This window comes from Vibrio sp. MEBiC08052, from assembly GCF_001506075.1.
Taxonomy (GTDB): domain Bacteria; phylum Pseudomonadota; class Gammaproteobacteria; order Enterobacterales; family Vibrionaceae; genus Vibrio.
Genome location: NZ_KQ947476.1, coordinates 161,908 through 187,688, shown reverse-complemented (window position 1 = coordinate 187,688; position 25,781 = coordinate 161,908). Strand labels below are relative to the sequence as shown.

Annotated in this window: 30 protein-coding genes; 26 read left to right on the top strand and 4 right to left on the bottom strand. The window is 46.1% G+C overall.

The window, feature by feature from the left end:
* The first annotated feature begins 7 nt into the window (after nt 1-7).
* From VRK_RS18325 to VRK_RS18200, 26 genes are read left to right on the top strand one after another with little or no spacing between them, the layout of a single operon-like run.
* The gene (locus tag VRK_RS18325) at nt 8-745 is read left to right on the top strand and encodes a flagellar biosynthetic protein FliR (RefSeq protein ID WP_157372021.1); all 738 of its coding nucleotides are present in this window, start codon (nt 8-10) and stop codon (nt 743-745) included.
* Between the two features lie 2 nt (nt 746-747).
* Nucleotides 748-1,818, top strand: a complete 1,071-nt coding sequence (locus VRK_RS18320) for an EscU/YscU/HrcU family type III secretion system export apparatus switch protein (RefSeq protein WP_059122947.1) — start codon at nt 748-750, stop codon at nt 1,816-1,818.
* A complete protein-coding gene (locus VRK_RS18315; RefSeq protein ID WP_059122946.1) occupies nt 1,818-3,926 on the top strand; it encodes a flagellar biosynthesis protein FlhA in 2,109 nt (702 codons plus the stop codon). The genes VRK_RS18320 and VRK_RS18315 overlap by 1 nt, the downstream gene beginning before the upstream one ends.
* Nucleotides 3,919-4,617: a flagellar hook basal-body protein gene (locus VRK_RS18310; protein WP_059122945.1), complete on the top strand. Its 699-nt coding sequence runs from the start codon at nt 3,919-3,921 to the stop codon at nt 4,615-4,617. Before VRK_RS18315 ends, VRK_RS18310 begins: the two co-directional genes overlap by 8 nt.
* 15 nt (nt 4,618-4,632) lie before the next feature.
* Nucleotides 4,633-5,412 (top strand): flagellar hook-basal body protein, encoded by a 780-nt coding sequence (locus VRK_RS18305; RefSeq protein WP_059122944.1) that lies wholly within the window; start codon nt 4,633-4,635, stop codon nt 5,410-5,412.
* A 1-nt stretch (nt 5,413) separates the two neighbouring features.
* On the top strand, nt 5,414-6,346 hold the full coding sequence (flgA, locus tag VRK_RS18300; RefSeq protein WP_059122943.1) for a flagellar basal body P-ring formation chaperone FlgA: 933 nt from the start codon (nt 5,414-5,416) through the stop codon (nt 6,344-6,346).
* Nucleotides 6,336-6,905 carry a flagellar basal body L-ring protein FlgH gene (locus VRK_RS18295; protein ID WP_059122942.1) on the top strand — a complete coding sequence of 190 codons (570 nt, stop codon included), beginning with the start codon at nt 6,336-6,338 and terminating at the stop codon, nt 6,903-6,905. The genes flgA and VRK_RS18295 overlap by 11 nt, the downstream gene beginning before the upstream one ends.
* 2 nt (nt 6,906-6,907) lie before the next feature.
* Nucleotides 6,908-8,098 carry a flagellar basal body P-ring protein FlgI gene (locus tag VRK_RS18290; RefSeq protein WP_231735826.1) on the top strand — a complete coding sequence of 397 codons (1,191 nt, stop codon included), beginning with the start codon at nt 6,908-6,910 and terminating at the stop codon, nt 8,096-8,098.
* 11 nt (nt 8,099-8,109) lie between these two features.
* Nucleotides 8,110-8,478 (top strand): flagellar basal body protein, encoded by a 369-nt coding sequence (locus VRK_RS18285; protein WP_157372017.1) that lies wholly within the window; start codon nt 8,110-8,112, stop codon nt 8,476-8,478.
* 4 nt (nt 8,479-8,482) lie between these two features.
* Nucleotides 8,483-8,887, top strand: a complete 405-nt coding sequence (locus VRK_RS18280; protein ID WP_059122939.1) for a flagellar basal body rod protein FlgC — start codon at nt 8,483-8,485, stop codon at nt 8,885-8,887.
* A gap of 14 nt (nt 8,888-8,901) precedes the next feature.
* A complete protein-coding gene (fliE, locus tag VRK_RS18275) occupies nt 8,902-9,204 on the top strand; it encodes a flagellar hook-basal body complex protein FliE (protein WP_082671470.1) in 303 nt (100 codons plus the stop codon).
* Entirely contained in the window at nt 9,204-10,634 is a 1,431-nt protein-coding gene (gene fliF, locus VRK_RS18270; RefSeq protein WP_059122937.1) for a flagellar basal-body MS-ring/collar protein FliF, read from the top strand. Before fliE ends, fliF begins: the two co-directional genes overlap by 1 nt.
* Entirely contained in the window at nt 10,631-11,068 is a 438-nt protein-coding gene (locus tag VRK_RS18265) for a hypothetical protein (RefSeq protein ID WP_059122936.1), read from the top strand. The genes fliF and VRK_RS18265 overlap by 4 nt, the downstream gene beginning before the upstream one ends.
* Before the next feature lie 2 nt (nt 11,069-11,070).
* The gene (locus VRK_RS18260) at nt 11,071-11,757 is read left to right on the top strand and encodes a FliH/SctL family protein (RefSeq protein WP_059122935.1); all 687 of its coding nucleotides are present in this window, start codon (nt 11,071-11,073) and stop codon (nt 11,755-11,757) included.
* Nucleotides 11,751-13,082: a FliI/YscN family ATPase gene (locus VRK_RS18255; RefSeq protein ID WP_082671469.1), complete on the top strand. Its 1,332-nt coding sequence runs from the start codon at nt 11,751-11,753 to the stop codon at nt 13,080-13,082. Before VRK_RS18260 ends, VRK_RS18255 begins: the two co-directional genes overlap by 7 nt.
* Nucleotides 13,057-13,518, top strand: coding sequence for a hypothetical protein (locus VRK_RS18250; RefSeq protein ID WP_157372015.1), 462 nt, complete (start codon nt 13,057-13,059; stop codon nt 13,516-13,518). Before VRK_RS18255 ends, VRK_RS18250 begins: the two co-directional genes overlap by 26 nt.
* Nucleotides 13,515-14,318: a hypothetical protein gene (locus tag VRK_RS18245; RefSeq protein ID WP_059122933.1), complete on the top strand. Its 804-nt coding sequence runs from the start codon at nt 13,515-13,517 to the stop codon at nt 14,316-14,318. Before VRK_RS18250 ends, VRK_RS18245 begins: the two co-directional genes overlap by 4 nt.
* 6 nt (nt 14,319-14,324) lie before the next feature.
* Nucleotides 14,325-14,744, top strand: a complete 420-nt coding sequence (locus VRK_RS18240; RefSeq protein ID WP_059122932.1) for a flagellar hook assembly protein FlgD — start codon at nt 14,325-14,327, stop codon at nt 14,742-14,744.
* On the top strand, nt 14,719-15,927 hold the full coding sequence (flgF, locus tag VRK_RS18235) for a flagellar basal-body rod protein FlgF (protein ID WP_082671468.1): 1,209 nt from the start codon (nt 14,719-14,721) through the stop codon (nt 15,925-15,927). Before VRK_RS18240 ends, flgF begins: the two co-directional genes overlap by 26 nt.
* A 9-nt stretch (nt 15,928-15,936) precedes the next feature.
* A complete protein-coding gene (locus tag VRK_RS18230; RefSeq protein ID WP_059122930.1) occupies nt 15,937-16,680 on the top strand; it encodes a FliM/FliN family flagellar motor switch protein in 744 nt (247 codons plus the stop codon).
* Nucleotides 16,681-16,687: 7 nt separating this feature from the next.
* Nucleotides 16,688-17,008: a FliM/FliN family flagellar motor switch protein gene (locus tag VRK_RS18225; RefSeq protein WP_059122929.1), complete on the top strand. Its 321-nt coding sequence runs from the start codon at nt 16,688-16,690 to the stop codon at nt 17,006-17,008.
* Between the two features lie 5 nt (nt 17,009-17,013).
* Nucleotides 17,014-17,340: a hypothetical protein gene (locus VRK_RS18220; protein ID WP_059122928.1), complete on the top strand. Its 327-nt coding sequence runs from the start codon at nt 17,014-17,016 to the stop codon at nt 17,338-17,340.
* Nucleotides 17,327-18,091: a flagellar type III secretion system pore protein FliP gene (gene fliP, locus VRK_RS18215; RefSeq protein ID WP_082671467.1), complete on the top strand. Its 765-nt coding sequence runs from the start codon at nt 17,327-17,329 to the stop codon at nt 18,089-18,091. Before VRK_RS18220 ends, fliP begins: the two co-directional genes overlap by 14 nt.
* Before the next feature lie 13 nt (nt 18,092-18,104).
* Nucleotides 18,105-18,764, top strand: coding sequence for a sigma-70 family RNA polymerase sigma factor (locus VRK_RS18210; protein WP_059122927.1), 660 nt, complete (start codon nt 18,105-18,107; stop codon nt 18,762-18,764).
* Nucleotides 18,765-18,778: 14 nt separating this feature from the next.
* A complete protein-coding gene (locus tag VRK_RS18205; RefSeq protein WP_059122926.1) occupies nt 18,779-21,358 on the top strand; it encodes a glycosyltransferase family 2 protein in 2,580 nt (859 codons plus the stop codon).
* Nucleotides 21,359-21,379: 21 nt separating this feature from the next.
* The gene (locus tag VRK_RS18200) at nt 21,380-21,871 is read left to right on the top strand and encodes a tetratricopeptide repeat protein (protein WP_082671466.1); all 492 of its coding nucleotides are present in this window, start codon (nt 21,380-21,382) and stop codon (nt 21,869-21,871) included.
* A gap of 4 nt (nt 21,872-21,875) precedes the next feature.
* On the opposite strand, the gene VRK_RS18195 is transcribed toward VRK_RS18200, so the two are convergent.
* The 4 genes from VRK_RS18195 to VRK_RS18180 all read right to left on the bottom strand — a co-directional run bounded on the left by VRK_RS18195 (nt 21,876) and on the right by VRK_RS18180 (nt 25,741).
* A complete protein-coding gene (locus VRK_RS18195; protein ID WP_059122925.1) occupies nt 21,876-22,223 on the bottom strand; it encodes a hypothetical protein in 348 nt (115 codons plus the stop codon).
* A gap of 18 nt (nt 22,224-22,241) precedes the next feature.
* Complete coding sequence (locus VRK_RS18190) at nt 22,242-22,829, bottom strand: tetratricopeptide repeat protein (RefSeq protein ID WP_059122924.1); 588 nt, start codon at nt 22,827-22,829, stop codon at nt 22,242-22,244.
* 231 nt (nt 22,830-23,060) lie between these two features.
* Nucleotides 23,061-24,698, bottom strand: a complete 1,638-nt coding sequence (locus tag VRK_RS18185) for a methyl-accepting chemotaxis protein (RefSeq protein ID WP_059122923.1) — start codon at nt 24,696-24,698, stop codon at nt 23,061-23,063.
* Nucleotides 24,699-24,865: 167 nt separating this feature from the next.
* Complete coding sequence (locus tag VRK_RS18180; protein ID WP_059122922.1) at nt 24,866-25,741, bottom strand: LysR family transcriptional regulator; 876 nt, start codon at nt 25,739-25,741, stop codon at nt 24,866-24,868.
* Between the last annotated feature and the right edge of the window lie 40 nt (nt 25,742-25,781).

Genomic DNA, 25,781 nt, shown 5'->3' with positions numbered 1-25,781 from the left:
TATTGTCGTGATTAATTCCATGGGGTTTGATGTCGCATTTGTATTATCGGCAGCACGTTTTTCACCGTTGTTAATATCGGGTGGTTTGCCTCCTTTTTCTCGAATTCCACGCATGGTTCGAGTCATCCTCATGATGTTGTTGTCAGTATTATTTTCGGATACCCCGCATACCTATCCGGCAGATGGCCGATTGGTCGTACTTATTTTTTCGGAATTAATCATTGGTTGTGTATTTATTTTTGGTTTGGCAATTGTTTATGGAGCGATAGATTTTGTGGGCAAAGCGGTCGATGTTCATATGGGATTTGCAGCCGTGAATGTATTTAATCCATTTTCCGGTCAGAGTGGTTCTATTTTTGGCAATCTGCTCTCTATTGGGGTGATTACACTATTTGTGTCATTCAATCTCCATACGGAAATGGTCCGCTTAATTGGTTTAAGCATTCAGTTTATCCCTTTGGGAAGTTTAGATATCGTGATTGATCCCGGGAAGTTCATTGCTTATCTGGGAGGAACATTTGTCATGGCGATGATGATATTCATTCCCGTATTCTCTGCTTTGTTTTTAACCGACTTTGTCATTGGTCTTGTGTCCAAATCGATGCCACAGATGAATGTTTATTTTGTTACGTTACCACTCAAAATATTTTGCGGCGTGATGCTGATGGCATTCACAATAAAAACCTCGATGCCTCTATTGACTGATCTGGTCTATAAAACGACCTCATTTATCGAGGGGATCTAGTCATGTCGGGGCAAGATCAGAACAAGTCGGAACAACCGACACCATTTAAGCTCAGTGAAGCGAAAAAGAAAGGTCAAGTTGCAAAGAGTGTCGAATTTTCCGGCATGATGAGTGTACTGATGTTCCTGCCGATTGGATATGCCGTTTCCGGCTGGGTAAGCGACGAAATCAAGCGTATTTTCGACTTTTCTCTTTTCTCTGTCGGACAATACGGCACGGTCAATGGTGAATATTTAACATCATGGGCATGGGAAGTTCTCTCTCATGGATTCGTCATTATTCTTCCGGTTTTGTTTTTGGCCTTAATGCTCAATGTGGTGAATACCGTATGCCAAATTGGTTTCATCTGGGCTAAAGAGCCATTCAAGCTTGATATTAAACGTCTGAATCCGATCACCAATCTGAAAAAGCTTTTTTCCAAAAGAATCCTGTTTGAAATTGTCAAAACCTTGCTGAAGCTGTCAGCAGTGGCTTGCGTGGTATGGTGGCAGTGGAATGATATATACGAGAAAACGGTCGCGCTCCGACACGTTGAACCCAGTCATTACACCCATGCGATCCTCCGGCTGTTATTGAATGTGGGCTTGCTGTTCGGGGGTGTCTTGCTCTTATTTGCGATTGCCGATCTGATTTTTGTTAAGCGTTCTTATATCCAGCAAATGAAGATGTCAGTTCAGGAAGTCAAAGACGAATACAAAAAACGAGAAGGTGACCCCGGATTAAAGAGCAAAAGAAAAACGGCTCAGCTTGAGTTATTAAGGCGTTTGGGCGGGTTAGCGAAAGTCAAAGATGCAGACATCATTATTACGAACCCAACCCATTTTGCAGTTGCCCTTAAATATCAGCCACATGAAATGGTTGCGCCTGTGCTGTTAGCCAGTGGACGAGGATTTTTTGCATCTTTGATTCGTCAACAGGGACGCAAGTATTCCGTACCGATCCAGCGCTCACCGGCATTGACCCGTTCGATTTATAAGCACTGCAAAATCGGTCAGCCAATTTCTGCTGAACATTATGATGCTGTTGCCAGCTTGTACCGTGCGTTATGGCGTGAGCAGAGGAACACTCAGTGATGTTATTGCAAACAATTAAACCCAAGCTTGGCAGTGCCAGTGATTTACTGATTGTGTTGCTCACAATCGGTATTCTTGCTGTTCTGTTTACACCATTACCTCCGGTGGTATTGGATTTTCTGTCGATTTGCAATGTGCTGTCTTCACTGTTGATCCTACTGCTGACGTTCTATTCCGATAAACCACTGAGTTTTTCTACATTTCCCTCTATTTTGTTGATTACGACACTGTTCCGGTTAGCGCTGAATATCTCCGCAACCCGATTAATTCTTGATGAAGCCAGAGCGGGCAAAGTGATTGGTGCGATCGGTGAATATGTTGTTGGTGGTAATTATGTCGTCGGGGTCGTTGTTTTCGTTATTTTGATCATTGTTCAGTATGTTGTTGTCACCTCCGGTGCTCAGCGTGTTGCTGAAGTTGCGGCTCGTTTTACCCTCGATAGTATGCCGGGCAAACAAATGAGCATTGATGCAGATTTGAATATCGGTGTCCTCAGCGAAGAAGAAGCGAAGAGAAAGCGGGAAGAAATACAACAAGAAGCCAATTTCTACGGTGCGATGGATGGGGCGACGAAGTTTGTCAAAGGTGATGCCGTTGCGGGGATTATCATTATTTTTGTCGATATTATTGCCGGCCTGACCATGGGCGTCGGTCAGCATGATATGAGCTGGGATCGGGCGCTACATACTTATACGTTACTGACGGTTGGTGATGGCATCGTCACTCAGATTCCGTCACTGATTATCGCCACGGCAACCGGGATCATTATTACGCGCGCAGCAACGGATTCCAAACTCGGTCATGAAGTTGTTGAGCAGATTACCGCTCATCCTGTCACATTGATGATCTTAGCGGTTTGTCTGATGTTTCTGATGTTTTTGCCCGATCTGCCAACCAGTGCCCTGGCGGTTGCGTTGGTCGCTGTTCTGGCATTGTTGTTTTATTCATTCCGTAATATCGACAAGAAAAACAATGAAGAAGAGCGTGTATCTGGTGAACTGACGGCCGAAAATCAGGCCGCTCATGCAGAGAAAGAAACCATTTATCAGGATCTGATTATCCACCCCATCGAAGTTCGTCTTGGTGCCCAGTTACATGAGATTGTTGAAGACGTTAAACAGGTGCTTTCCGAGCGCGTTCAGAACTTCCGTAAGCAGTATGCCATTGAGTCCGGTTTTATTATTCCTGCCGTGAAAGTCGTCACCAGCTATTCCGGCCTCGAGAGTGATGCGTATGAGATCTACCTTTACGGCGTTCGACTTGGCAGCGGACAGATTAAGCCGGGATACCAGTTAGCGATTGTCGGTACGCAGACCAAAATCGAATTAGAAGGCGAGAAAACCACCGAGCCGACTTATGGTTTGCCCGCCTTCTGGATCCCGGAAGAACGCATCCAGATGGCGAAGGCAGCCAACTACACCATCGTCGATTGGCAGACGATGTTAATGACCCATCTTGGAGAAGTCATTCGCACCCATACCAGTCAGTTACTGACTCGCCGTGAAGTTGAAAAAATACTGGAACGAAATAAATCAACCTGTAGCGGTCTTGTCGAAGAAATTGTGCCGAACTTGCTGACATTGACAGAAATACAGCGGGTATTTCAGCTGTTGCTCGAAGAAAATGTCTCGATCAGGAATATGGAACTGATTCTTGAAGTGATGGCGGATGTCAGCAAAAAAAGCAAGAAAAGTGAAGAGATCGCCGATGAAATCAGACAGCGATTAGGGGCTTCAATCTGTCAGACGCTGATCAACCGCAATGGTCTGTTAGAAGTACTGACTCTGGAACCGAACTTAGAGCGTTTGCTGATTTCAACGGTCAATGCACCGGAGCGAATGTCCGCATTTTCTATTGAACCTGCGGGGAAAGAAAAGCTCCTCAACGCTATCGGTCAGTGTGCCGAGCGTATGATGTCGTCAGGTCAGATGCCGATCATGATGTGTTCTCCGGTGATTCGTCGGCGCTTAAAACACCTCACCCGCCGAATCTTGCCCAGACTCGTGATTTTATCGATGACTGAAATTCCGATGACGGTCAAGGTCAGTTCCTTTGATGTTATCCGGGCACAAATACAGGCAACAATGTTGGAGGAAAGTCATGGTTGATCCGATCGAGATTGTCTCTCAGGCGATGCGCGAAGATACCCAAAAGATTAATGTGGTGAGTCATAACGTTGCCAATGTCAACAGTACCGGCTTTAAAGCGCAGTTGGCATCCTTTCCGGCAGAGCGACCACTGAGTGAAACAGGGACAGTGGCCGGAGCAGAGAGGCGACAATCATTTAATTTCAGCGACGGACACTTAATCAAAACCGGCAGGAACTTAGATTTGGCGGTGACGGGTAATGGTTTTCTTGCCCTTGATGATGCTCAGGGCAAAAAACAATTTACCCGCAATGGCAGCCTTGCCATTGACCACGAGGGCTATTTGGTGAGTGCCGCAACCGGCGCAAGAATTGTGGGAGAGCGCGGGACGCTTTTTATCGGGGATGAGAATGTTGAAATTCGCCGTGACGGTACATTCATGCGCGGGCAGCAGAGTCTCGGAAAACTCAGTCTTTATCAGCCGCTCGGGGAGGTAACCTCGGTCGGGCAAGGGATTTATCAAGCACAGGAATATCGTCAGGTTGAAGATGGTTTCTCGGTGATTCAGGGATCGCTGGAGACGTCCAATGTCGATATCGCAGCAGAAATGCTCCAGCTCATGACGACACAGAAACATTTTGGCTTGGTGCAACGATATTTTGTCGCTTATGACGAGCAGTTAAAGAATGGCATTAGCCAGATAGGCAAATAGGTTAGGGTCACAAATATGATAGATGCATTATATATAGCCGGCTCCGGCATTCAGACGCAACAGACCTACGTCGATATTATCTCGAACAACATTTCTAACGTAAATACCCTGGGATATAAGCGAGAAGCGGTCAGTTTTGCAGATATGGTTTCCACGGGGACTGCTCGGGACAGTGATAGTGTCAGTGCCTCTCAGCAAGGGTTTCGAGGCAACGGGACAACCATTAATGCGATTCGTCCGGTTTTTGAGGATGGTGATTTACGGTCAACGGAGTCCAAACTTGATATCGCGATTCGTGGCAGAGGATTTTTAGAAGTTAATTTGGACAACGGTACACAAGCTTATACCCGGGTCGGAAAACTCAGTGTTGATCGCGATGGCAAGCTGATGACGGCCGCAGGGCAAGTGCTTTCATCCAATATTAATATCCCGCTGGATGCGACAGATGTTGAAATCAATCAGCATGGTGAAGTGTTCGTCACGCTGCCTCAGGAGACCAACAAGGTGTCGGTCGGTGAGCTGGAACTGGCGAAATTTTCCACACCTTCGGAATTGAAATCAATTGGTTCCGGTATGTATCAGGCAACCGATGCCAGTGGTCAGCCGTATTACGGCAAACCGGGAGAAGAAGGGTTTGGTGATATACATCAGGGATTTGTCGAAGTCTCGAATGTCTCAATGGTCGCGGAGATGGTCAATCTGATGTTGGCTCAAAGGGCATATCAGCTCAATGCCCGTGTCGTTCAGACGGCTGATCAACTGATGGAAACCGCGAATAATCTGACCCGGGGATAATATGCGCGTAGTCTGGATTGTGGTCGCCTGCATCGTTTCATTTGCCGCTCAAAGTGCGGAAGTGCTGTTATCGTTTCAGGCACCTCAGATTCGTCTCAATGACACTGCAACGTTGGCTGCAATGCTGACGATTCGGACGCAGGATGCAGACCTGAAACAGAAGATCGCGCAGATCCGGCTACGCAATCAGGATGAATCTATACAGGCAGAGACCGTACTTGGATTGATTCACCAGCATCTTGATCGCCATGTGACATTGAATTGGCGCGGTGCTGCGGTTGCAACGCTGATATGGCAACAGCGTATTGACTCACCGACGATCAAACGATTTGTGCAGCCAGGTGTTCTGCGTTGGGTTCATCACCAATTTGGTGAGGATGCTGATTTTAGGTGGCGTGTCGAACCGACAGCGCTCTTCATGGACCGGGACGCTAAATTATTAAGCTTTGAGATTGATAGTTATCGTTCGAATGTGATGCGTTTGGCGGGATTTTTTCACGTTCAATCGGCAAACGGACAACGAAAATATTCGTCCCGGTATCAGATTGCGATCATCAAGCCGGTATGGGTATCGACCTGTTCTTCTGAGGAAGGGCAACGGTTAAATCCAGCATGTTTTGCATTGCAGCCACGGGCAATCGATCAGAAGCCGTATGTCAGTGCTCAAGACGATTTACAGCAACTCAGAGCGTTGACATCGCTTGTCTCGGGCAGTGTGTTGTTGAAAACCATGGTTACCGAAATCAATTTGATTGAAAGCGGAGCAAAAGTGAATGCTGTTTATGCAAGAAGAAACGTCATGATAGAAGCGCCGGCAATTGCCAGACAAGCAGGCAACCCGGGAGACAAAATCAAGGTGTTCATTCCTTCGATTGACGCGGAGTTACAGGCGGTGGTGACCGAAAAAGGAAGCGTGGTGATTGATGAAAGTTAAAATTTTAGCGGGTGTTTTTCTATGGCTATTAATAGCTGACGCTCATGCGGAAGACTTCTTTCAGTCGGGTGGTTTTGTCTCGCTGGTGTCTGATAACCGGGCCCATCAGATCGGTGACACCCTGACTGTATTGATTGTTGAGAATACCAAAGCCGCCAGTCGTGCCGGAACCGGCTCAGATTCAAAAACGGATATCTCAGCGAATCTACTTTCACCGGAAGATCAGAAGCGATTCGGTTTAGGCTATAACCGGGGCAGTCAGGGCGATGCAAATACACAGCGTGAAGGCCGGTTCAAAGGGCAAATCGCAGTGAAAGTGATTGATATTGATCCCCATGGTCTGCTTCAGGTTTCTGGTGAACAACTGTTGCTGATTAATGGTGAGGAGCAGCGGATCGCCTTAACCGGATTACTGCGTCCGATAGATGTCAGAGATGATAATACGGTGTTATCGAGCCGGATTACCGATGCTCATATTGAATTCGATGGTGCGGGTGATGTGAATGACGGGCAGTCTCCCGGGCTGATTACCCGCATCTTTAACTGGTTGGGATTATGAGAATGAAGGCAAGAGGGATGCAACACCGGCAGACCAAGCGGATGAGCGTGTTGTTGTGTGGTTTGATTTGCATGATTTTAGCCGTTCCGGCCAGTGCATTGAATGGCATTAAAATCGGTACGTTAACTCGGGTTGAAGGCGTGCGGGACAATGACTTGGTGGGCTATGGCATTGTGATCGGCTTGAGTGGTTCCGGGGATAGCCGACGCAGTCAGGCCACCTTACAGTCAATTGCCAATACGCTGCAAAAGTTTGGCGTTTCGGTTTCATCCGATGAAATCAGCAGCCGCAACGTCGCTGCCGTGATGGTTACGGCCACGATCCCTGCCTTCTCTGAAAAGGGCAATCGTCTGGACGTCAATGTGTCTTCCATCGGTGACGCACGGAGTCTTGTCGGGGGCACTTTATTACTGGCGCCATTGCGGGCGATTAACGGTCAAGTGATTGCTGTGGCCCAGGGGTCTGTATCCGTCGGTGGGTATACATTCGATAGTTTTGGTAATCAGGTACAAAAGAATCACCCCACAGTCGGTGTGGTGCCGAAAGGCGGGCTGGTCGAATATGCCACCACGGACAAAGTACTCGATGAGCAAGGGCATTTTACGCTGTTACTGAAAGAGCCTGATTTTAATATGGCAAGCAAGATAGCTGATGCCATTAACCAGCAACAACAAGCCAATGTTGCCGAAGCGGTTCATGCCGGCAAGGTGCGCATTTCTCTCGGTGTGATAGCTGCTTCTCAAGCATTCCGTACCATCGGTCTGGTTCAGAATATTACTGTCGTACCTGAGTCTACCCCTCGGATTGTGATCAATGAACGTACCGGTACGATTGTCGCCGGGGGTGCGGTACAAATCGATAATGTCACCATCACTCACGGTGATTTGAAGATTCGCGTCGATACCAATTATCTGGTGTCACAACCCGATTCGCTGCTGATTTACGGTCATGGCGGAGTGTCAGCCCCGGTGAATCAGGCTTATAACGAGAATATTCGTTCCGTGGTGGTCCCGGATACCAAAATTCAAGTTGAAGAATCTCGTAATAAAAGTGTCACTCTCGGCCAGGGAACGAAGGTCTCGGATCTGATTAGTGCACTCAATGACATGAAACTTTCGACCAGAGATATTATTTCAATTTTACAATCAATCAGCCGTGCAGGTGCCTTGCATGGTGAGCTGATTGTTCAGTAGAGGACGTGCAGGTGATTGACGAAATTACAACGCGATTGTTAGTGCTTTCTATGGATATGCAGCAGTACAAACAGCAAGTAACCGCTGTGAATGTTGCCAATGTTAATACTGCGGGATATACCGCGAAAACAGTAAATTTTGACACGGTACTTGAGTCACTCAGTCAAAGCCATACCCGAACTGAACTGATGCAGCGAATCGGTGCTTATCAAGGTGAGCGTATCGAAGATTTGGCCGATGTCCGGGACAATCACAAACATCAGTCAGTCAAACTGGACGAGGAGGTGCTGGCTTCAAGTCAGGCTGCCGGCAAATATCAGACAATGGCTGAACTGTTAAACCGAAGGCTGGGCTTAGTCCGCATGGGAATTAAGGGGTAGATTGATGGCTTTATCAGAAATTAAAGCAATTGCAGCACAAGGCTTGGATTACCAGAGAGTGCTGCTTGAAGCAGCCGGTTTAAATATTGCCAATGCCAATAAAACCGTTAAACCGGGGCAATCGGTACCGCTTTATCATGTGTCCGCTCAGAACCAGACATTTGCGGAAATGGTAAGCGGGCAGGACAGCGAGCCGCAGGTCATTGCTGAAGTCGCCTCGTTAAAGTCATCTTACTCCCCTTCCGATCCGACGGCTGACAGTCATGGCCTGGTCTGGCGGCCAGATATTGATACGACTCAGCAACTGATTGATGTCACCAGAGCAAACCGGGCCTACGAAGCGAATTTACGCATCTACAATGCTGCGTCATCGATGGGTAAGAGCATATTGCAATTGGGTAATAACTAAAACGTAAAGCGAATATGATGGATGCAATAACACCAATATCTGGACGCCAGATACTTGAATTATCTTCTACTGAGCTTGTGTCTCCGACACAGAATCCTCAAGTAGACTTTTTGGATATGATTGAAGACGGCCTCGATCATGTTAATCAGTCGGTGGTGAAAGCCGATCAGATGACAGAATCTTTCGCGCTGGGTCAGGCTGATGTGCAGGATGTGATGTTAGCTGTCGAAGAAGCCAATATGACCATGCAACTGGCTGTCACAGTCAGAGATAAAGCCGTTGAAGGACTTCAAGAATTACTGAGGATGCAAGTGTAATGAATGCTTTTACTCAAGCATGGCGGCAGTATTCATCCAGTAAAAAATTCATTTTGGGTTTTGGCGTTGTCACGCTGTTGTTGACTGCTTCACTGACCGTCTGGTGGCTGTATCAGCCGAAGTACCATGTGCTGTTCTCTCATTTAGATCAGATGGATGCCGCACAAGTAACCCAGCAGCTGCAAGCAATGGAGATCCCTTTTGTTTTAGCAGACGGCGGTTCAACGATTAAAGTGGATGAAAGTCAGGTCGATCAAACCCGCTTAAACCTGAGTGCCGAGAATATGGCGATGGGTAAACCAGTTGGCTTCGAGCTATTTGACGATGCGGATTTCGGTTTAACCGAATTTGCCCAGAAAGTGAATTATCAGCGCGCGCTTGAAGGTGAACTGGCGCGCACGATAACCGCCAATCAAATGTATCAGCAAGCCAGAGTCCATCTGTCGATTCCTGAGAAACGGGCATTCCAGAAAAATACCGAGCAAACCAAAGCATCCGTCACTGTTGTTACGGTTAATCAGCAGCCGCTGAATCCTCAGCAGGTCAGCGCCCTCCAACAACTGGTTGCGGCTTCGGTTGCCGGATTGGTGGCTCAGAATGTGACTGTTCTCGATGCACAGGGGAATTCATACCAGCCTGATAATGAGTTCGATGTTTCCGCTTCAATGACGCGGGTCGATTATCAGCAGAAGCTGGAATTGTATCTGGTCAATAAAATTGACGGCCTCCTGACACCGATTTTCGGTAGCGGCAATTATCAGGTCGGTGTCAACACTGCCCTTGATTTTGATAAGACCCATTCGCAAAGACAAGAGCTGACCCCGATTGAGAATCGTGAAAAAGGCTTTGTGAAGCGTCGGGTCGAAACCCGCGATGAAACCAATCAACCCAAGGTGAAAGATCATAAAAAAAGCAGCGTTGAGGAAGAACTCGACTATGGCAAAGCAGTGATTGATACCGAAAGTGCCATCGGGCAAATATCGCGTTTAACCGTTGCTGTGGTGATTAATCAGAAGCTCACCGCTCAGGAGTTATCCTCAGTACAGGATTTAATTGCTGCAACGGTCGGGGTTGATCACCACCGAGGCGATGTGATTACCGTCAAATCCCTGCCGAACTATCTCGTATCGGAACCGCAAGCCCCTGATACCCATGTTGTGACAGCTCCGATACCACCTGTGGCCGGGCTGCAACACCAGCCGACAGCATCGGTGACAACATGGCAACAGCTGTTTGCCCGGCCAATGGTGTTTTGGAGCAGTATTGGTGCGGTCATGATGCTGTTATGCCTGATTGGCTTCGGTTTTTATCGTCTGGCCCGCCAGCGGAAAACCACCGCAAGACTGTCGATCAGTGAAAGGGAAACTCTGCTGAAAGAAGTTGAAGACTGGTTGAAAATTGAAGATCTGGTGAAGGAAAAAGCATCATGAGTCAGGTCGCGCTTAAGAAAATATCAGCAAAACTAGCCACTCTTCATCCTGATGACAGCAACTGGCTACTCACACAGCTTCCTGAAGATATTACGCTTGAGCTGCGTCAGGATGCGGATAAATTCCGGGCCATTATTGAAACGAATCGTGGACTACAGGATGTCATTCTCCGGGAATATGCCACGGCTTATCAGCAAGCTCGCTTAAAAAAATCACGTCTGGATTCTTTGTCTGAGCAGCTCTCGGCTCTCGATACAGTTTCCGGTATGCAAATGAATCAAAAGTTACCGGCTTGCTTACGTAATGAATTTGCGAACCGATATGGTTGGCATTGGCTTGAACCTGATGCTGAGCAGCCATGTGCCAAAACTGCCTCATACGTCCGGGAGCGAATTTTTCAGTTGATGATCGGTGATGGCACCGTGGCGGAGTAGTAATGGGTAAAATCGTTGAACCGCACATTTGGCAAACTGCACCGTCCGATACTTATCCAACGGCCGATAAACACGCCCGACACACTGCGAGCCATGATCAGGAACAACTGCGTATGGCAATCCAAACGGCGCTGGAAGCGGAATATGCAGCAAGGGAGCAGCAGCTCAAAGAACAGTGGATTGCCGAAGGTTATCAGGCTGGTGTCAGAGACACACAGACTGAGCTCAAAGACCAGACAATTGTGCGATTAAATGAACGCCGTGCCCGGCTCGAACAGGTAGTGGATATCCTCGAACAATCGGTGGCATCGATACACCAAGAGCAACAGCGGGTTGTTGAGCGGGTGAAATCTGAATTGATTGACGTGGTATTTGCTGCGGTTTGCCAGATCATCAGCAAGGACTTTCTTGAAAATACACAGCGAATTGAGTGTGTGTTGCGTCCATTGTTGGATGAGTATCAGCATGAACAACATCTTGAGTTTCAGCTCAGCCCGGCAGATTTCGCGTTATTGAAGCAACAAACATCACTGATAGCACAACATCCGGCGGTTCGGTTTTCAGAAGCACCCAGCTTAGAAGCCGGCGGTGTCATTTTGAAATCTCGTCATGGCCGCCTGGATCTGAGGCTCAGCACCAAACTGGAGCAGTTGATGCAAGTTCTGATGAAGCATGGAGAATCATGCTGATGTTTACTGCATTGTGTGATGACATTCGAAGAATGAAGCCGGGCAAAAAATACGGTCAGATTGTCCGTTCGGTCGGATTGACCGTAGAAGCGGTCGGGCTCAATGTTTTTGTCGGCGAGCGATGCCGGATTTTCGGGGAAAGTATGACAGCTTCGGTTGATGCGGAAGTGATCGGTTTCCACGATGATAAAACCATTCTTATGCCATTTCGCAACATGGAAGGGATCAGCGCCCACAGTTTGGTACAGGGGTTGGGTGTCCAGTCAAAAGTGAATGTCGGGTTCGCGTTGGTCGGGCGCGTGATTAATGCTTTTGGTGAACCGCTGGATGATCAGGGGACGATAGCAACCGAAGCCCAGTATCCACTGAGAAGAGTGCAAGCACATAACCCCCTGCATCGCGCCCGGATTAAACAACGACTGCATACCGGCATTAAGGTCATTGATACTCTTTTGCCGATAGGGCTGGGACAACGCATGGGGATTTTTGCCGGCAGTGGTGTGGGAAAAAGCACTCTGTTGGGAATGTGCGCGCAGGGAGAGCAAGAACAGCTCAATGTGATTGTTCTGGTGGGAGAACGGGGGCGAGAGGTTGTTGATTTTATTGAAGACCGTTTGGGCGCAGATGGTTTAAGTCGTTCGGTGGTGATTGTGGCAACCTCGGATGAGCCGCCATTGGGTCGCAGCCATGCGGTTTTTCTCGGATTGGCGATTGCCGAATATTTTTGCGATCAGGGTCGGGACGTTCTGTTCATGCTCGATTCGATGACCCGTTTTGCAATGGCTCACCGGGAGATCGGGCTGGCATCAGGTGAACCACCGACAGCCAAAGGGTATACGCCATCAGTATTTAGCCTGCTCCCCGAAGTGCTGGAGCGTACGGGGAACTTTAAAGGTAAAGGTTCGATCACCGCGCTGTTTACCGTGCTGGTTGAAGGCGATGATATTACCGAGCCGGTGACTGACACCATGAGAGGGATTCTTGACGGGCATATTATGCTGTCGCGGGATATCGCGGCCAAAGGTCGGTTCCCTGCCGTGGATATTGGTTTGAGTTTAAGTCGGCTGATCGGTGAGCTCGTGACAGAAGAAGCACTCAAGACTTTGAATGCCGTACGAAGAATTCTGGCGCAGCATCAAGAGTTGGAAGGATTAATCGAGATTGGTGCGTATGAAAAGGGAAAAGATCCATTCCGGGATCGGATTCTTGAGTGTGGAAGCCAGCTTGAAGAAGTATTCATGCAGTCTCCGAATACACATGTTGAATACGATGTGATCATGGCGAATCTGGAGAAGATAATTGAAAACGCACATCCAGCAGCATGATATGCAACGTTTACGGACCCGGTATCAACGTTTTGTCACGGTATGCGAACGCAATACAGATAGCGTCAAAGCCGAGTTAAAAGAGAACGGCGTAGCCTGTGAGACCGTCAGACAGCATATTGCTCGGGTTGAAGAGACGATCCGGCGGACTTGCGAGCAAATGAATCGTCCGACGCTCTATCCTGAACTTCGCTTTGAATATCTGGAGCAGATTGCATGGTTAGAAGCCGGTAAAAAAGAGCAATTACAGCAGTTGCTCGAACTGGAAAAACAGCGAACGACTCTGAGCCTGCAGATGAAACAAAGTACGGGCCGGCTGAATAAGACTCAGGAACAGTTGAAGAAATTGCAACAGATACAGCAACAGCAGGAAGAACAAACATTGCTGGAATATTGGTCGAATTATCATCCTTATACACTCAGGAAATATGAATGACAGATAAAATCGCAGGCCATCTTGCCGCTCATTTTTTGCTGCAATCGAACCCCTACCGGGATCCGCGTGATCGCTTGTTTGCGGACACGCTCGCTCAGGATGAATTGCGTCATGCCAAGCCTGAACCGCATCCAAAGCAATCCCCGTCGATGTCAGACGATGATATTCATGCATTGCAGCAAGACATCCAAGAGCGGCTGGTGGAGAAACGTCGAGCTTTGGATGAATCAGGTGAGGATGCACCAGCAGAGGTAGCAGTACACGCAGAGAAAACGGACGATAGTCAGGCTGTTTCGTTAACCTATCCGTTGACGGCTTTTGCACATGGTCACCTCGATTATCTCGATAGTGTAATGATTGGGCAGAACGTGAAACGCAGTGCTGCTGTCGTCGTGCCAACGGGGGACCTCACGTATCATGAAGTGCCGATCAATCACCGCAGTGGTGGCAATATGACAACCATGTCTTCAACGATAGCGTCGCCTGATCAAGGCGGCGGGAAGGTTGGTTTCGGGTATCAACAATTCGAACAGTCTGGTGCATCGAAAAATAATATCGGCAATGAAGTGAGTGCAGGGCGCCATATTAACGAAGCGAAGCTGAACTTTCTCGCCAAGCATTTATCCCGCAATGTCAGTTATGTGCGTACCCATGACGGCCAAATTAAGATAGTTATCCGCGATTATAATACGGACAAGCAAGCGTTATTTAATTGGTATCACGACAATAAAAGTTATCTTGGTCACCATCATATCTTAGTGATTAATGGTGAGCGCCAGAATATAACCGATAAGGTGTAGAAAATAATGAGTATAGAAGCGATAGGTTCCCGGTTAGCGACAGATCAAGTGAACTCTTTTGATAATACGACCTTATCACAAGAAGATTTTATTCGATTATTTATGGCTCAGCTTAATTTCCAAGACCCTTTAGAGCCGGTAGATAATGCGCAGTTTATGGCTCAGATGGCCCAATTTACATCAGTTGAACAGACTCGGCTGATGAATGAAAAAATGGACAGTTTGCTGACGTTGGGCTCGGTAGAGCAGGCCACCGGACTGCTGGGGCAACATGTAGAAGTGACAGGTATAGGGGGAAATTCTATCGGGACCGTAAAGGCGATTGAATATACCGCTCAAGGCGCAAGACTGACAGTTGATACCGGAAATGAACAATTTCTGAAAGGGGTTTCGATTGCCAATGTCCGTGTCATCACCGCAGAATGAGAACACAACTATGTTTCAGTCTTTTTATAATGGATTATCCGGGCTTTTAAGTTTCTCTAAAGGTCTCAACCAGATTTCAAACAATGTATCCAATATGAACACACCAGGGTTTAAAGCCAAAGACGTGTTCTATTCCAGTGTCAGCAGCGATAGCGGGACATATATCAGTGGCGACACGATTCGTTCCAAGCCGGGCGATATTCGTCGGACGGGGAACGCAACCAATGTTGCCATTGACGGCAATGGGTATTTCATTCTCCGGGGTGAAGGCAAAACCTATTACACGCGTGCAGGGCAGTTTACATTCAATAAAAATAACATTTTAGTCGATGAAACATCCGGATATGCCGTTGCCGGTATTGATGCCAGCGGACGCCTGATTGACATCGATATTAATGCTTATCGATTCCTGCCACCGGAAGCAACAACCGCGATCAAGATGAGCGGTAATATCTCGTCGGATACCCAGTCTTATGCGATTTCTGGTGTCCCTGCCTTTAATCAGTTAGGCGAAAATTTAGGATATAACATCGAGTTTTCTGATCGGTTGGCATTAACCCGGACCGAAAAAGATGCCAATAATAATGACATTGAAATTCCCACCGGTGAAATCAGCTGGACCGTGACGGTTAAAAACAGTCAGGGGGATGTGGTGGCAACCGGTCAGGTGCGTTACGACGCGGAAGGCCGAATCATGTCTGGTTTCGACTCAATTTCAATCGACAATGGTGGTCAGGAGCCCATTGTGCTTGATTTTTCCGGGACGACGGGATTTTCAGCCGGGGATACTTCGGATATGTCAGCATTGGTCAAAGACGGACATGCATTAACCGGCTTAGCCAAAGTCCGGTTTACTGAAACCGGAAAATTAGAACTGACTTATGCCAATGCGGAGAAAAAAACAGTTTTTCAATTGGCATTGGCGAATGTTAACTCTCCTCAGGTACTGCGTCAGGAAAATGGTGCGCTGTTTTCTGTTTTGGATGAACAGGAAATGACGATTGAGCGTCCGGGCAGTGGTGTTATGGGAAAAATTGTGGGTGACAGTATTGAACTGGCTAACGTTGATTTATCTGAAGAGTTTGCCGAAATGATGATTGTACAACGCGGTTATCAGAGTAGCTCGAAGGTATTAAGTATTGCCAATGAAATGATTGAAACACTTTATAACTCAACCCGTTAAGAACGAAATATGAGACCGGTCAGATTTTCAAATCCGAAAGAACTTTCTTTCTTGCAAGAGATGGTAGGCAATATTTTCAGACAGTGGTCCTCAACCTGGGCTTCTTTGTCTGATGTGCCAGTAGGTCTTCCCCGAGGGAAGCAGATTGATGATATCGATGCTCAGCCGCAGTGGTTAAGTTGTCGGATTGGGCGGGGGCGGGTATTTATTGCGCTTTCTGAATCCTATTTAGCGGAGCTGGCGACATTCATTTTGGGCGCAGACATTTCGGAACCAGAACGGCAGATGGTGTTAATTGAGCGATTATTACTCAGTGCTTATCAGGAATTTCTGAGTGAATTATCTCGTGAGTTATATCCATCGGAGGTGATTGATTTTTGTCAGGACAAGGAACCGGTTTTAGATATTTCAGGATTGAAAACCGGTGGATATCATTTTGAAAATCGCTTGCTGAACCTTGTGATTGAAAGTTCGGTTCTGGAGGTTTCTCCTGTCGCTGAATATCACTCAGGGTCAAGAAAAGAATTAGTATCTAGAAAAGAATCGCTGAGAAATATCAAGGTGACCGTCGAAGCTTATTTACCAGCCTCTCGGTTGAATCTTTCAGATATTTTAAAGATGAAAAAAGGCAGTGTGCTGATTACGGACAGTAAAATTGGTAGTGAATTGAATATCAAAATCAATGAACAACCGGTTCATGAAGGCCGACTCGGCAAGAGTCAAGAATATACGGCATTAAAGATTATCAAATAGGCGAATAATGATGAGTGATGTAGCTTCAGTTCAACATGCAATGCGTGACGTGGTTTATGAAGAAATCAAAGATGAAACGCATAAAAGTGCACCGGTTTGGAAAACCAGTGTCATTGAAGATGTGGAAGTGGATGTCGAAATTAAGGTCGGAACAGTAACGGTTAAAATAGACGAGCTTTTTTCTTGGAAGAAAGGCAGCGTCATTCAGCTGAATAATTACATTAATAGTCCGGTCGATATTGTGCTGAATAAAAAGACCATCGGCAAAGGGCTGCTGGTCGCTTGTGGTGACTATTATGGTGTCGAAATCATCGATATTTTGGAGTAGTTGCCATGGTCGAAAATGGTCAGGAAGACGTCAGTCAGTTGGTATTTAAAAGTGCGGGCGATTATCACTTTACGCCACTGCTGATTCTGATTGTTATTTTACTGGTGGGGATTGCATGGTTGTTTCTGTTTAAAAGAAACTGGTTGGCGAAAGCCTTGCCGGTAAAACCACACAACGCCAAGCTAAGTACACTCGAGATAAAAAGAGTCACACCAGAGACAACAGTTATTGTCATGGAAAAAGACGGACGTGAATTCACCATTGTTGAATCTAAACATCATATACAACTGATAACTGATGAAAATAATAAAAATAAACATGATCAAATTTAACTGGAAGATATTTGCTGTTTTTGCATTGGTGTTTTTTTCATCACTTTCATTGGCAGCAAATCAAATAACAACCAGTCCTTCAGCATCTTTGACCGGGAATCTTTTTTCATCACTCGATCAGGATTGGCGAGCACCGGTTAAATATATGGTGATCGTGACCAGCCTGTCGTTTATTCCGGCTGCGGTCATTGCATCGACGTCTTTTGCCCGCATCATTATTGTGCTTTCCATGTTAAGAATGGCACTGGGACTCCAATCGACACCACCGAATGTCGTTATTGTTTTGCTGTCACTATTTTTGACCTTTTTTTCCATGTCCCCCGTTTTCAATCATGTCTACAGTCAGGCCATCACGCCGTATTTAAATGAAACTCAGTCATTGGAACAATCAGTCACCGTTGGTGCCGATGAGTTGAAACGCTTCATGATTGCCCATACCGATGAAGATACATTTAATATGTTGATTGACGCAACAAAAGGGACGCCACCGGATAATCTCTCTGACGTATCTTATATGACGCTGTTACCTGCGTTTATGTTGAGCGAAATAAAAGTGGCATTTCAGATCGGGTTTATTCTGTTCATTCCTTTTATTCTGATTGATTTGATTGTGGCAAGTATATTGATGGGGTTAGGGATGATCATGTTGCCACCGATGACCATTTCAATGCCGATTAAAATACTGGTTTTTGTGTTGGCAGACGGTTGGGCGCTGTTATCAAGTGCCCTGATTAGTAGTGTTTATCAATAGTCGTTGATGAGTCATGTCCGAATCTAATAAAGATACGACCGATATTGTTTTTCTCTATTCTGGCTGGCTCAGAAGAATCGTGAAAAATTTCTATCTTAAATACTATGCACCTGGTGTAGAGTTCAATGACTTTATTCAGTATGGCTCGCTTGGTTTAATTGAGTCGGCCAAGCATTTCGATCAACAGGCATCCGCTAAATTTACCAGTTTTGCTTACCTACGCGTTAAAGGAACCATTCTCAATAATATCTATAAATTTTCAGATTCTGGCAGCTTACTTCATTGGCGATATCGCTTGAATCAGGAGCGGTTAGATAGTTTTCAACAGGAGCAGCCACTGACGGATCTGGAAAGCTACGCTGAGCTTGTCATTGAACTGGCATTTTCGAGTTATCTTGATGAAGAGCAGGAGAATATTTTTTCTGAGGACATCTCTGACGACGGATACCGTCTGTATCAGCAAGATGAAGCCTTGGATATGATCCGCGAATTTATTGAACTCCTTCCGTATCAGCAACGCAAAATTATGACTTTGCATTATTTTCAGTTTGTTTCATTTACGGATATAGCTGAATTAATGCAGGTTAGTAAAGCAAGGGTTTCTCAGTTACATGCAAAGTCAATTCTGGCAATGAAACAGAGATTAGAGAGTGAGAATTTGTATGACTTTTAAGAGAGAGTCTTAGGATGAGCCATGCGGTTGTCGCCACTGTCGCTGATGATATCAGTCGGATCGACTATTTTATACGCTACCATTTGTCTGTTGGGTTTGAACGGATTTATCTCTATTTTGATGACCCTCAAGACCCTGCGATTTATGTTGCGCAGCTCTATCCTCAGGTTTATGTCCAGGTGATGGATGAAGCGTGGAGACAACAATCGATCCTGTTTTTATCTCAGTTCAATCCTTCTGACGCTGCGGCTTATGAAGATGAAGTGATGATCCGACAGGAAACAAATGTTCGGCTGACCATCGAACTGGCAAGAAAAGAGCAAATGCAATGGCTGGTTCATATTGATTCTGATGAGCTTTTCTATACCCGGGAAATTCATATTCAGGCTCATTTTGAGAAGCTTAATCAGAAACAGATTAAAAATGTTATTTATCGTAATCTCGAAGCTCTGATCCATTCCCGGCCGAATACCAAGCCATTCAATCGTCGTATTTATTTTAAGAAAAACTATTTTAAAAATAACGTCTGGGAGTTTTCATCTCAGCAGCGAGAATTTCTGCAAGCACATCAGATCAAACCCGAGTATTACTTCCACTTTTATCAGAACGGTAAGTCGGCTGTGCATCTTTCGGCTGAGATCACGATCGACAGCGTGCACTTTTTTAATACGGAACAAGAGCCGACAGCCGAGTGGCATCAGGATGATACCTGTATTCTTCATTTTCCATGCCCGACACTCGACTCTTTTATCAAAAAATATGAGCGGTTGGGGGATTTTTCCGATCTATGGCGTGGTGAGCCAAGAGCCGGAGATTTTATTAGTCTGCTCCACCTACAAGCCAGAGATACTTATTTGTCGGGCGATAAAGCCTTATTAGCCACGTTATTTGAGCAGAAAATTGCGCTGGATGATGTCAACTTGATTCATGCGCTCGAAGATCATGACTTGCTGTGTCAGATTGATGATGTCGAGCACAAAGTTTATCCCGGAGATTACCTGATTAGTCAGGGCTCCCAACAGCGAGCACCGCTCTTGCAGGCCTGTATTCAAGCCATTACATCGCTTGAACCGCGTGACCTCATGAAACGGATTCAGCATGACTTCTGTCAGCGGTTTCAACGCTTGTGTGAGATTGCTGAAACACTATGTGGTGAATGTGCGCCCCAATTGATCTCCGATGGTTTGCATGTGATCCTGACAAAAGCCGCTCAAGGGCAGTGGAGAGAAGCAACATCACATCATGATCTGCGACAGAACTATTACATCGGTGGCTCGGTTTATCTCGATTTTATTGTTAATCACGAGACGGTTTTATTTGCCAATATCGATTATCTACACCAACTGGGCGTGAATTATATTCAGGTGTACCGGGTTCCGGGCAGTGATGGGGTTGCACCGCAATTATTGACTCAGGCCGTTGCCTATTGTCATCAATACCAGATGTGTCTCTGTTTATGTTTGGAACTTGCAGACATGACGACTACGCCACCGATGGTACGATTCACCACCATCTGTGATGAGGTGTTTGCTGCACTTGCACATCAGCCGGACTGGGTTCAGTTGACAGTGCATCAAGAAGATGCACTGTCGTCGCTATATGGTGAACTCATACATCTTTTGGCTGAAATTTATCAGCCCGGGACATCGGTGATCTGGCATGAGCACGCGATCCCCCGTATTTTCCAGTCACCGACCGGGGTGTCATTACCGGTTCATCACCGCCCCGGCTTAACCGCTGCGTTATGGTATTCACTGATGTCGATGGAGACTTCGCTCCTTCAGGCGCAGACCCGGCAGTTCCCATTGCTTGATCGTCATGCGGCATGGCTGAATCAGGTCAATGATAGTCATGGCATCGTGTGGACTTTCAATGATCGTCTGATTGCAGAGACGCAAGAGCAAGATGTCGAGGCGTTTTACCGTAAGGTTCATCACTTTTATCTCAATCGGCATGATCAATATTTTCCGATTGGATGTGAGTCATTTCAGCGGCATTTGTTGGGATCTACCGCTTCTCTGGCTGGTCTGCTGAAGGCTGTTAACACCCATAATCCGGCCGGTATCGAACGCAGCATACAACGGATTCTGTTGATGTATGCCGTGACCTTTTCTATCGGCGGGTTACCCGTATTATTGCTCGGCGATGAGTCTTTTCCCTATCAGGTGTCTGAGCGATGTCGTTATCAGGCAGAGGATATACACCATGTTTATGACTTCTATCGGCAGTGTAACGATGAGGATTGCACTTCGAAAGCCGTCGCAACGAGCCATACTTCAAACAGACTATACACAGGTCTGAACCAACTAATTCAGGCGAGAAAGTCATTGGCTGAGTTATCCGGTCATGACGTTGATTTTGTGACAAGTCTGGATAAGAGCCATCTTATCTTTCTCAGAAAATCTCAGAAAAATACGTTTCTATTTTTAGGTAATTTTTCGCCAATCAAAAAACGGCTCAGATTGGATCAGTCACACCATGAGCTCATGTCTGCCTTGTGGATGGATATGTTGCAGAATCATGATCAATTCATGCATCTTCCGTCGCACTTGGAACCTTATCAATATTATTGGTTACGCTTCAGTCAATCATAAAATTATTACGGAGAACCCATCATGCAAGATAATACGATGTTACTGGATACAGAGGAACTGATTGCTTTATCCCGCAGTGCTCTTTTAAAAGAAGACTACGATTGTGCGCTGACAAAATTAAAATTAGTTGTGCGTCAGGAACAATTTCCGATTGAGGTTTATTCATTACTTGGCCGTGTTTATGCAGCTTTAGAGTTATTTGATAAATCGGTTGCTGCATTTCAGGAATTTTTGACCCGTCGCCCTGAGGTCGTGCCTGAGCGGTTTCACTTGGGGATGGTTTATCGCAATATGGGAGAGAATACCAAGGCGATACAAGTCTGGGATGAAGTCCTTGAACAAGCACCTATGTTTCCGCCTGCGCTTTATAACAAAGGGTTGTACTATTTGGATGAAGGCAATAAAGAAGAAGCGATCGAATTATTTAACTATATTATCGATCATGTTGATCCGGATGATAGTCATGTGGAAATGGCAAACTATATGTTATCGTCGATGAGTTTATCTGCCTAAACGATTATTTGGGGGATTTATCCCCCAATAATTGTTCGAGAAAATCAGCACTGTGATTGTGATTTAATATCATTTGCGTGACTTTACTGGTAATTTTATGCAGGGTTTCCGCATTGAGTTGATTCCCAAGCGGGTGAGACGCGATAATCCGCCGGTTCAGTTGCTCTACCGCCGCAGCGGGGTCGTGTTTGAATTGTTCTCGAATGGCCTCAATGGCCTTGGGATCCAACGCGTTATTCTCAGCCGTGACTTGTGGTGCCGATTCGACTTTGGTCACCGGTTTGGATGAGGTTGTTTTGGTCGTTGTCCCGATATTGCGCGCTCCCGAGGTTGGGCGCTGGATCTTGGTCATTTGCGATTTATCTTCTATTTATCTTCGATAAGCATTCAGGAAAAAGTCATTATTGACCATGCTTTGCGGTGGCTCCGCCGCAATGTTTTGTTGAGTTACGGCAGAATCCGAAAGCATGTGTGTTTGCTCTGGCATATGCTCGATTGCTTCAATAATATCTTCAATATCATGTCGAATCGGGCTATTTTCATCGAGTTCAATCCCTTGCTTAAATGATGTAATGGCTTGCTCTTTTTGATTATTTTGTACCAGAATGAACCCCTGAGAATATTGTTTGATAAATGCCGGTGCATCTGAGTTCATAATATATTCAAATTGGCTGCATCCTTCAGTGGATAAATATAAAGCGAGTTGTGATAACCCTAACTGAAAACGCGCCATATAGAATTGGGGATCTTGACTGACTGATTTTTTGAGACATTCAACGGCTTCTTCAAACATACCCAACGTTGTATAAGTTGAGCCGAGTAAAAATAAACCATGTTGATGTTGTGGATCCCGGTGAATAAGCTCTTTCAAATATCTGAGTGTAACGTCGGTATTTTTTTGTCTGGCAGCATCGACTGCAACGTGAAATAGTTCTTTATTCGTGATGTTTGACAGCATGTCACTCACCCCTCAATTTATCATCCTCGGATTATACATCCTATTGAGTTAAATATATAAAATATTCTCTGAAGCGGTGCGCTGAATCACGTGATAGGGCCGTGTGGAAATATAATTATTCCGTTCTATTCAAACTGCTTTGCATCGGCACGTCTCACAGAATCCGCATGTTTAAAATAATACGGTATTTGCTGTGAGAATTGCCTGCCCTCTTGACTAATAGGAGAGTGGTTAGGTTTTGAAAACACTAAAACTCTGACTTAAGGATTGGCTGTCTTGCAGCAGTCTCTGACTGGTGTTGCCAATATCCTGTGCGCTTTCGGTGATTTGTCGGCTGTGCTCGGCTAAATTGGTTATGTTATGACTGATATCCTGACTTGCCGAAGATTGCTGCTGACAGGCTGCTGCAATATTTTCGTTGAGAGCCTGAATGGTATGGATTTGCTCATTGATGTCATTGAGCATCTCTTGTGCTTTACGGGTTTCTTGTTGCGTTTCGAGTGACTGTTGTTTGGTTTGAGCCATGGACGAACTTAAATGACTTGCTCGTTTCTGCAAGGCCGTAATGATTTCTTCAATTTCATCGGTACTCTTTTGCGTTCGGGTTGCAAGGGTTCGCACTTCGTCAGCGACGACGGCAAATCCTCGCCCTTGTTCACCTGCGCGAGCGGCTTCAATCGCGGCATTGAGTGCCAGCAGATTTGTCTGTTCAGCGACCCCCCGAATGACGTTCAATACTTCACCGACGTTATCCGCATCTTTAGTCAGATATTGGGTATTTTGTTCGGTTTCAGTCAGTAATTCAGACAAGGAGGTCATATATTGGGAGGCGTTGATGAGAACTTGACTACTCTCTTGGCTCTTTTGACGGGCAATTTGAGCGGAGCGGGCTGCTTCATCTGCCGCTGTTGCAACATCTTGCGTGCTTGACTGCAACTGGTTCATTGCAGAGGCCACGGAATTGGCTGCTTGTAATTGCTGTTCCGATTTTTTGATAGACTGTTCGGCAACCGCGTTGAGGTCTGTTGCGGAATGAGTGAGGTGACTCGAAATCGGAGTGATGTTTTGGATCGCGTCACGAATTTTAATCGTAAACCGGTTGAATGCTGCGGCAATCTGAGAGAATTCGTCTTTACCATTGACGGGGAGCTGGCGGGTTAAATCACCTTCTCCCTGAGAAATATCATCCAGAGCTTGACGGGTTGTATCGCAGGGGCGCGTGATACTGCGGATGATCAATGCTGATAATACGCTCAGGATCAACACAATCAACAATCCAGACCACAAAGCCATTGTTGTTCTCTCTGCAACCAGTTGTTCGACATCATCCACATAAATCCCTGAACCGATGATCCATCCCCAAGGTTTGAATAGTTTTATGTAAGAGACCTTTGCTACATCGGTCTCTGAACCGGGTTTGGGCCACATGTAATGGACTACGCCACCGCCTTGATTCTTGGCAACTTGCACCATCTCTAAAAAGAGCGCTTTTCCGGTCGGATCTTTGGCCTGAGAAAGGTTTTTGCCATCCAGCTGCGGTTTAAAGGGATGCATGATCATTGTGGGAGTGAGGTCGTTGATCCAGAAGTAATCATTTTTGCCATAGCGAAGATGTTTGATGGCTTGTTGTGCTTGTTGTTGTGCGACTTGACGGGTCAGCGTTCCCTCAGTTTCTAATTGGTGATAGTAAGAGAGCAAGCTATAAGTGCTTTCAATTAAATGTTGTGTCTTAATTTGCTTCTCTTCCATGAGATCATGCTTATATTCTATTAAGATTTTGGTAAATAACATCATGATTAATAAAATATTTGCGAAGAGTAGCAGATACAGGCGTGTTCTTATTTTGGTTTGGCGTAGGCTGAAAAACATAACAACAATTCCTCTCTTTATAGAAATAGTGTTCCAACTTAGGTATATCAGAAAATTGTTGTGTAAATGTAAATAAATTACTTTTTTGTTAAGCGGGTAGCGAACTGATTCACTTTGATGCATTTAAGTTGATTCAACCTCTTCACCGCGGTATCACTGGCCGTGTGTTAAAGAATTTTAAACAACTTTTTCAGGATCGGCAGTTCCACATGGCGTTTGGCCGTAATGGCATAAAAGCTTTCGATGACAGAATCTAAGGTGGCATAGCTTTTCAGGGTGCCGGCCTGAATTTCATCCTGTACCACGACTTCGGGAATCACCGCGACAGCTCCGGCATCCCGGGTCAACAGTCGCAACATCGCCATATCATCAACTTCTGCATAAGGGGTGACTGACAACCCATGTTGCTCGCAATACAAATCAAACTGAGTACGGATCTCACTGCCCGGCCCCGGTAGCAGTAATTTGGTGTGCATCAGATCTTGTGGAAATCGTAACGTCCCGAATTCCGGTGTATTGGGCCCGACCAGACAGACCCCCTGTTGTGCAATTAACTTACACCGCCATGGTGTCGTTGAGTCGGAGGCGACAGGGCGGTTGGAGAGAATCAAATCCAGCTTATGCACGCGAAGCTGTTCCAGCAGATCGTCAAAGTTAGAAGAGCACAGTGCCAGTTTGACGTTATCCCGACCAATCACCGGACGCAGAAAGTTCTCCTGAAAGTTCCGCGAAAGCGTTGCCACCGCACCAATCCGCAGCTGTTCGACGCGGTGTTGTTCACCGCTTTCCATCATCGACAGTAACTCACTGCCGAGATTAAAAATACTCTCGGCATATTCCAGCACCAGATGCCCCACATCAGTCAGTAATAACGTGCGTCCTCGGCGATGGAACAGGTTATGGCCGAGCTGTCCTTCTAATTGTTTGATCTGAGAGGAGAGGGCCGATTGAGAGACGTTGAGCTTTTGTGCGGCGCGGGTCAGATGTCCCTCTTTGGCAACAGTCCAGAAGTAGTGCAGATGATGGAAGTTGAGGTTTCTCATTTTATTGTTCACTTAAAAAGAACGGTTTGTGAATATCTAT

Excerpts from the sequence above, each read along its gene's own strand:
- VRK_RS18320 (WP_059122947.1), top strand. The coding sequence starts at position 748 with ATGTCGGGGCAAGATCAGAACAAGTCGGAACAACCGACACCATTTAAG.
- VRK_RS18315 (WP_059122946.1), top strand. The coding sequence starts at position 1,818 with ATGTTATTGCAAACAATTAAACCCAAGCTTGGCAGTGCCAGTGATTTA.
- VRK_RS18310 (WP_059122945.1), top strand. The coding sequence starts at position 3,919 with ATGGTTGATCCGATCGAGATTGTCTCTCAGGCGATGCGCGAAGATACC.
- VRK_RS18305 (WP_059122944.1), top strand. The coding sequence starts at position 4,633 with ATGATAGATGCATTATATATAGCCGGCTCCGGCATTCAGACGCAACAG.
- flgA (WP_059122943.1), top strand. The coding sequence starts at position 5,414 with ATGCGCGTAGTCTGGATTGTGGTCGCCTGCATCGTTTCATTTGCCGCT.
- VRK_RS18295 (WP_059122942.1), top strand. The coding sequence starts at position 6,336 with ATGAAAGTTAAAATTTTAGCGGGTGTTTTTCTATGGCTATTAATAGCT.
- VRK_RS18290 (WP_231735826.1), top strand. The coding sequence starts at position 6,908 with ATGAAGGCAAGAGGGATGCAACACCGGCAGACCAAGCGGATGAGCGTG.
- VRK_RS18280 (WP_059122939.1), top strand. The coding sequence starts at position 8,483 with ATGGCTTTATCAGAAATTAAAGCAATTGCAGCACAAGGCTTGGATTAC.
- fliE (WP_082671470.1), top strand. The coding sequence starts at position 8,902 with ATGATGGATGCAATAACACCAATATCTGGACGCCAGATACTTGAATTA.
- fliF (WP_059122937.1), top strand. The coding sequence starts at position 9,204 with ATGAATGCTTTTACTCAAGCATGGCGGCAGTATTCATCCAGTAAAAAA.
- VRK_RS18265 (WP_059122936.1), top strand. The coding sequence starts at position 10,631 with ATGAGTCAGGTCGCGCTTAAGAAAATATCAGCAAAACTAGCCACTCTT.
- VRK_RS18260 (WP_059122935.1), top strand. The coding sequence starts at position 11,071 with ATGGGTAAAATCGTTGAACCGCACATTTGGCAAACTGCACCGTCCGAT.
- VRK_RS18255 (WP_082671469.1), top strand. The coding sequence starts at position 11,751 with ATGCTGATGTTTACTGCATTGTGTGATGACATTCGAAGAATGAAGCCG.
- VRK_RS18245 (WP_059122933.1), top strand. The coding sequence starts at position 13,515 with ATGACAGATAAAATCGCAGGCCATCTTGCCGCTCATTTTTTGCTGCAA.
- VRK_RS18240 (WP_059122932.1), top strand. The coding sequence starts at position 14,325 with ATGAGTATAGAAGCGATAGGTTCCCGGTTAGCGACAGATCAAGTGAAC.
- flgF (WP_082671468.1), top strand. The coding sequence starts at position 14,719 with ATGTCCGTGTCATCACCGCAGAATGAGAACACAACTATGTTTCAGTCT.
- VRK_RS18230 (WP_059122930.1), top strand. The coding sequence starts at position 15,937 with ATGAGACCGGTCAGATTTTCAAATCCGAAAGAACTTTCTTTCTTGCAA.
- VRK_RS18225 (WP_059122929.1), top strand. The coding sequence starts at position 16,688 with ATGATGAGTGATGTAGCTTCAGTTCAACATGCAATGCGTGACGTGGTT.
- VRK_RS18220 (WP_059122928.1), top strand. The coding sequence starts at position 17,014 with ATGGTCGAAAATGGTCAGGAAGACGTCAGTCAGTTGGTATTTAAAAGT.
- fliP (WP_082671467.1), top strand. The coding sequence starts at position 17,327 with ATGATCAAATTTAACTGGAAGATATTTGCTGTTTTTGCATTGGTGTTT.
- VRK_RS18210 (WP_059122927.1), top strand. The coding sequence starts at position 18,105 with ATGTCCGAATCTAATAAAGATACGACCGATATTGTTTTTCTCTATTCT.
- VRK_RS18205 (WP_059122926.1), top strand. The coding sequence starts at position 18,779 with ATGAGCCATGCGGTTGTCGCCACTGTCGCTGATGATATCAGTCGGATC.
- VRK_RS18200 (WP_082671466.1), top strand. The coding sequence starts at position 21,380 with ATGCAAGATAATACGATGTTACTGGATACAGAGGAACTGATTGCTTTA.
- VRK_RS18195 (WP_059122925.1), bottom strand. The coding sequence starts at position 22,223 with ATGACCAAGATCCAGCGCCCAACCTCGGGAGCGCGCAATATCGGGACA.
- VRK_RS18190 (WP_059122924.1), bottom strand. The coding sequence starts at position 22,829 with ATGCTGTCAAACATCACGAATAAAGAACTATTTCACGTTGCAGTCGAT.
- VRK_RS18185 (WP_059122923.1), bottom strand. The coding sequence starts at position 24,698 with ATGTTTTTCAGCCTACGCCAAACCAAAATAAGAACACGCCTGTATCTG.
- VRK_RS18180 (WP_059122922.1), bottom strand. The coding sequence starts at position 25,741 with ATGAGAAACCTCAACTTCCATCATCTGCACTACTTCTGGACTGTTGCC.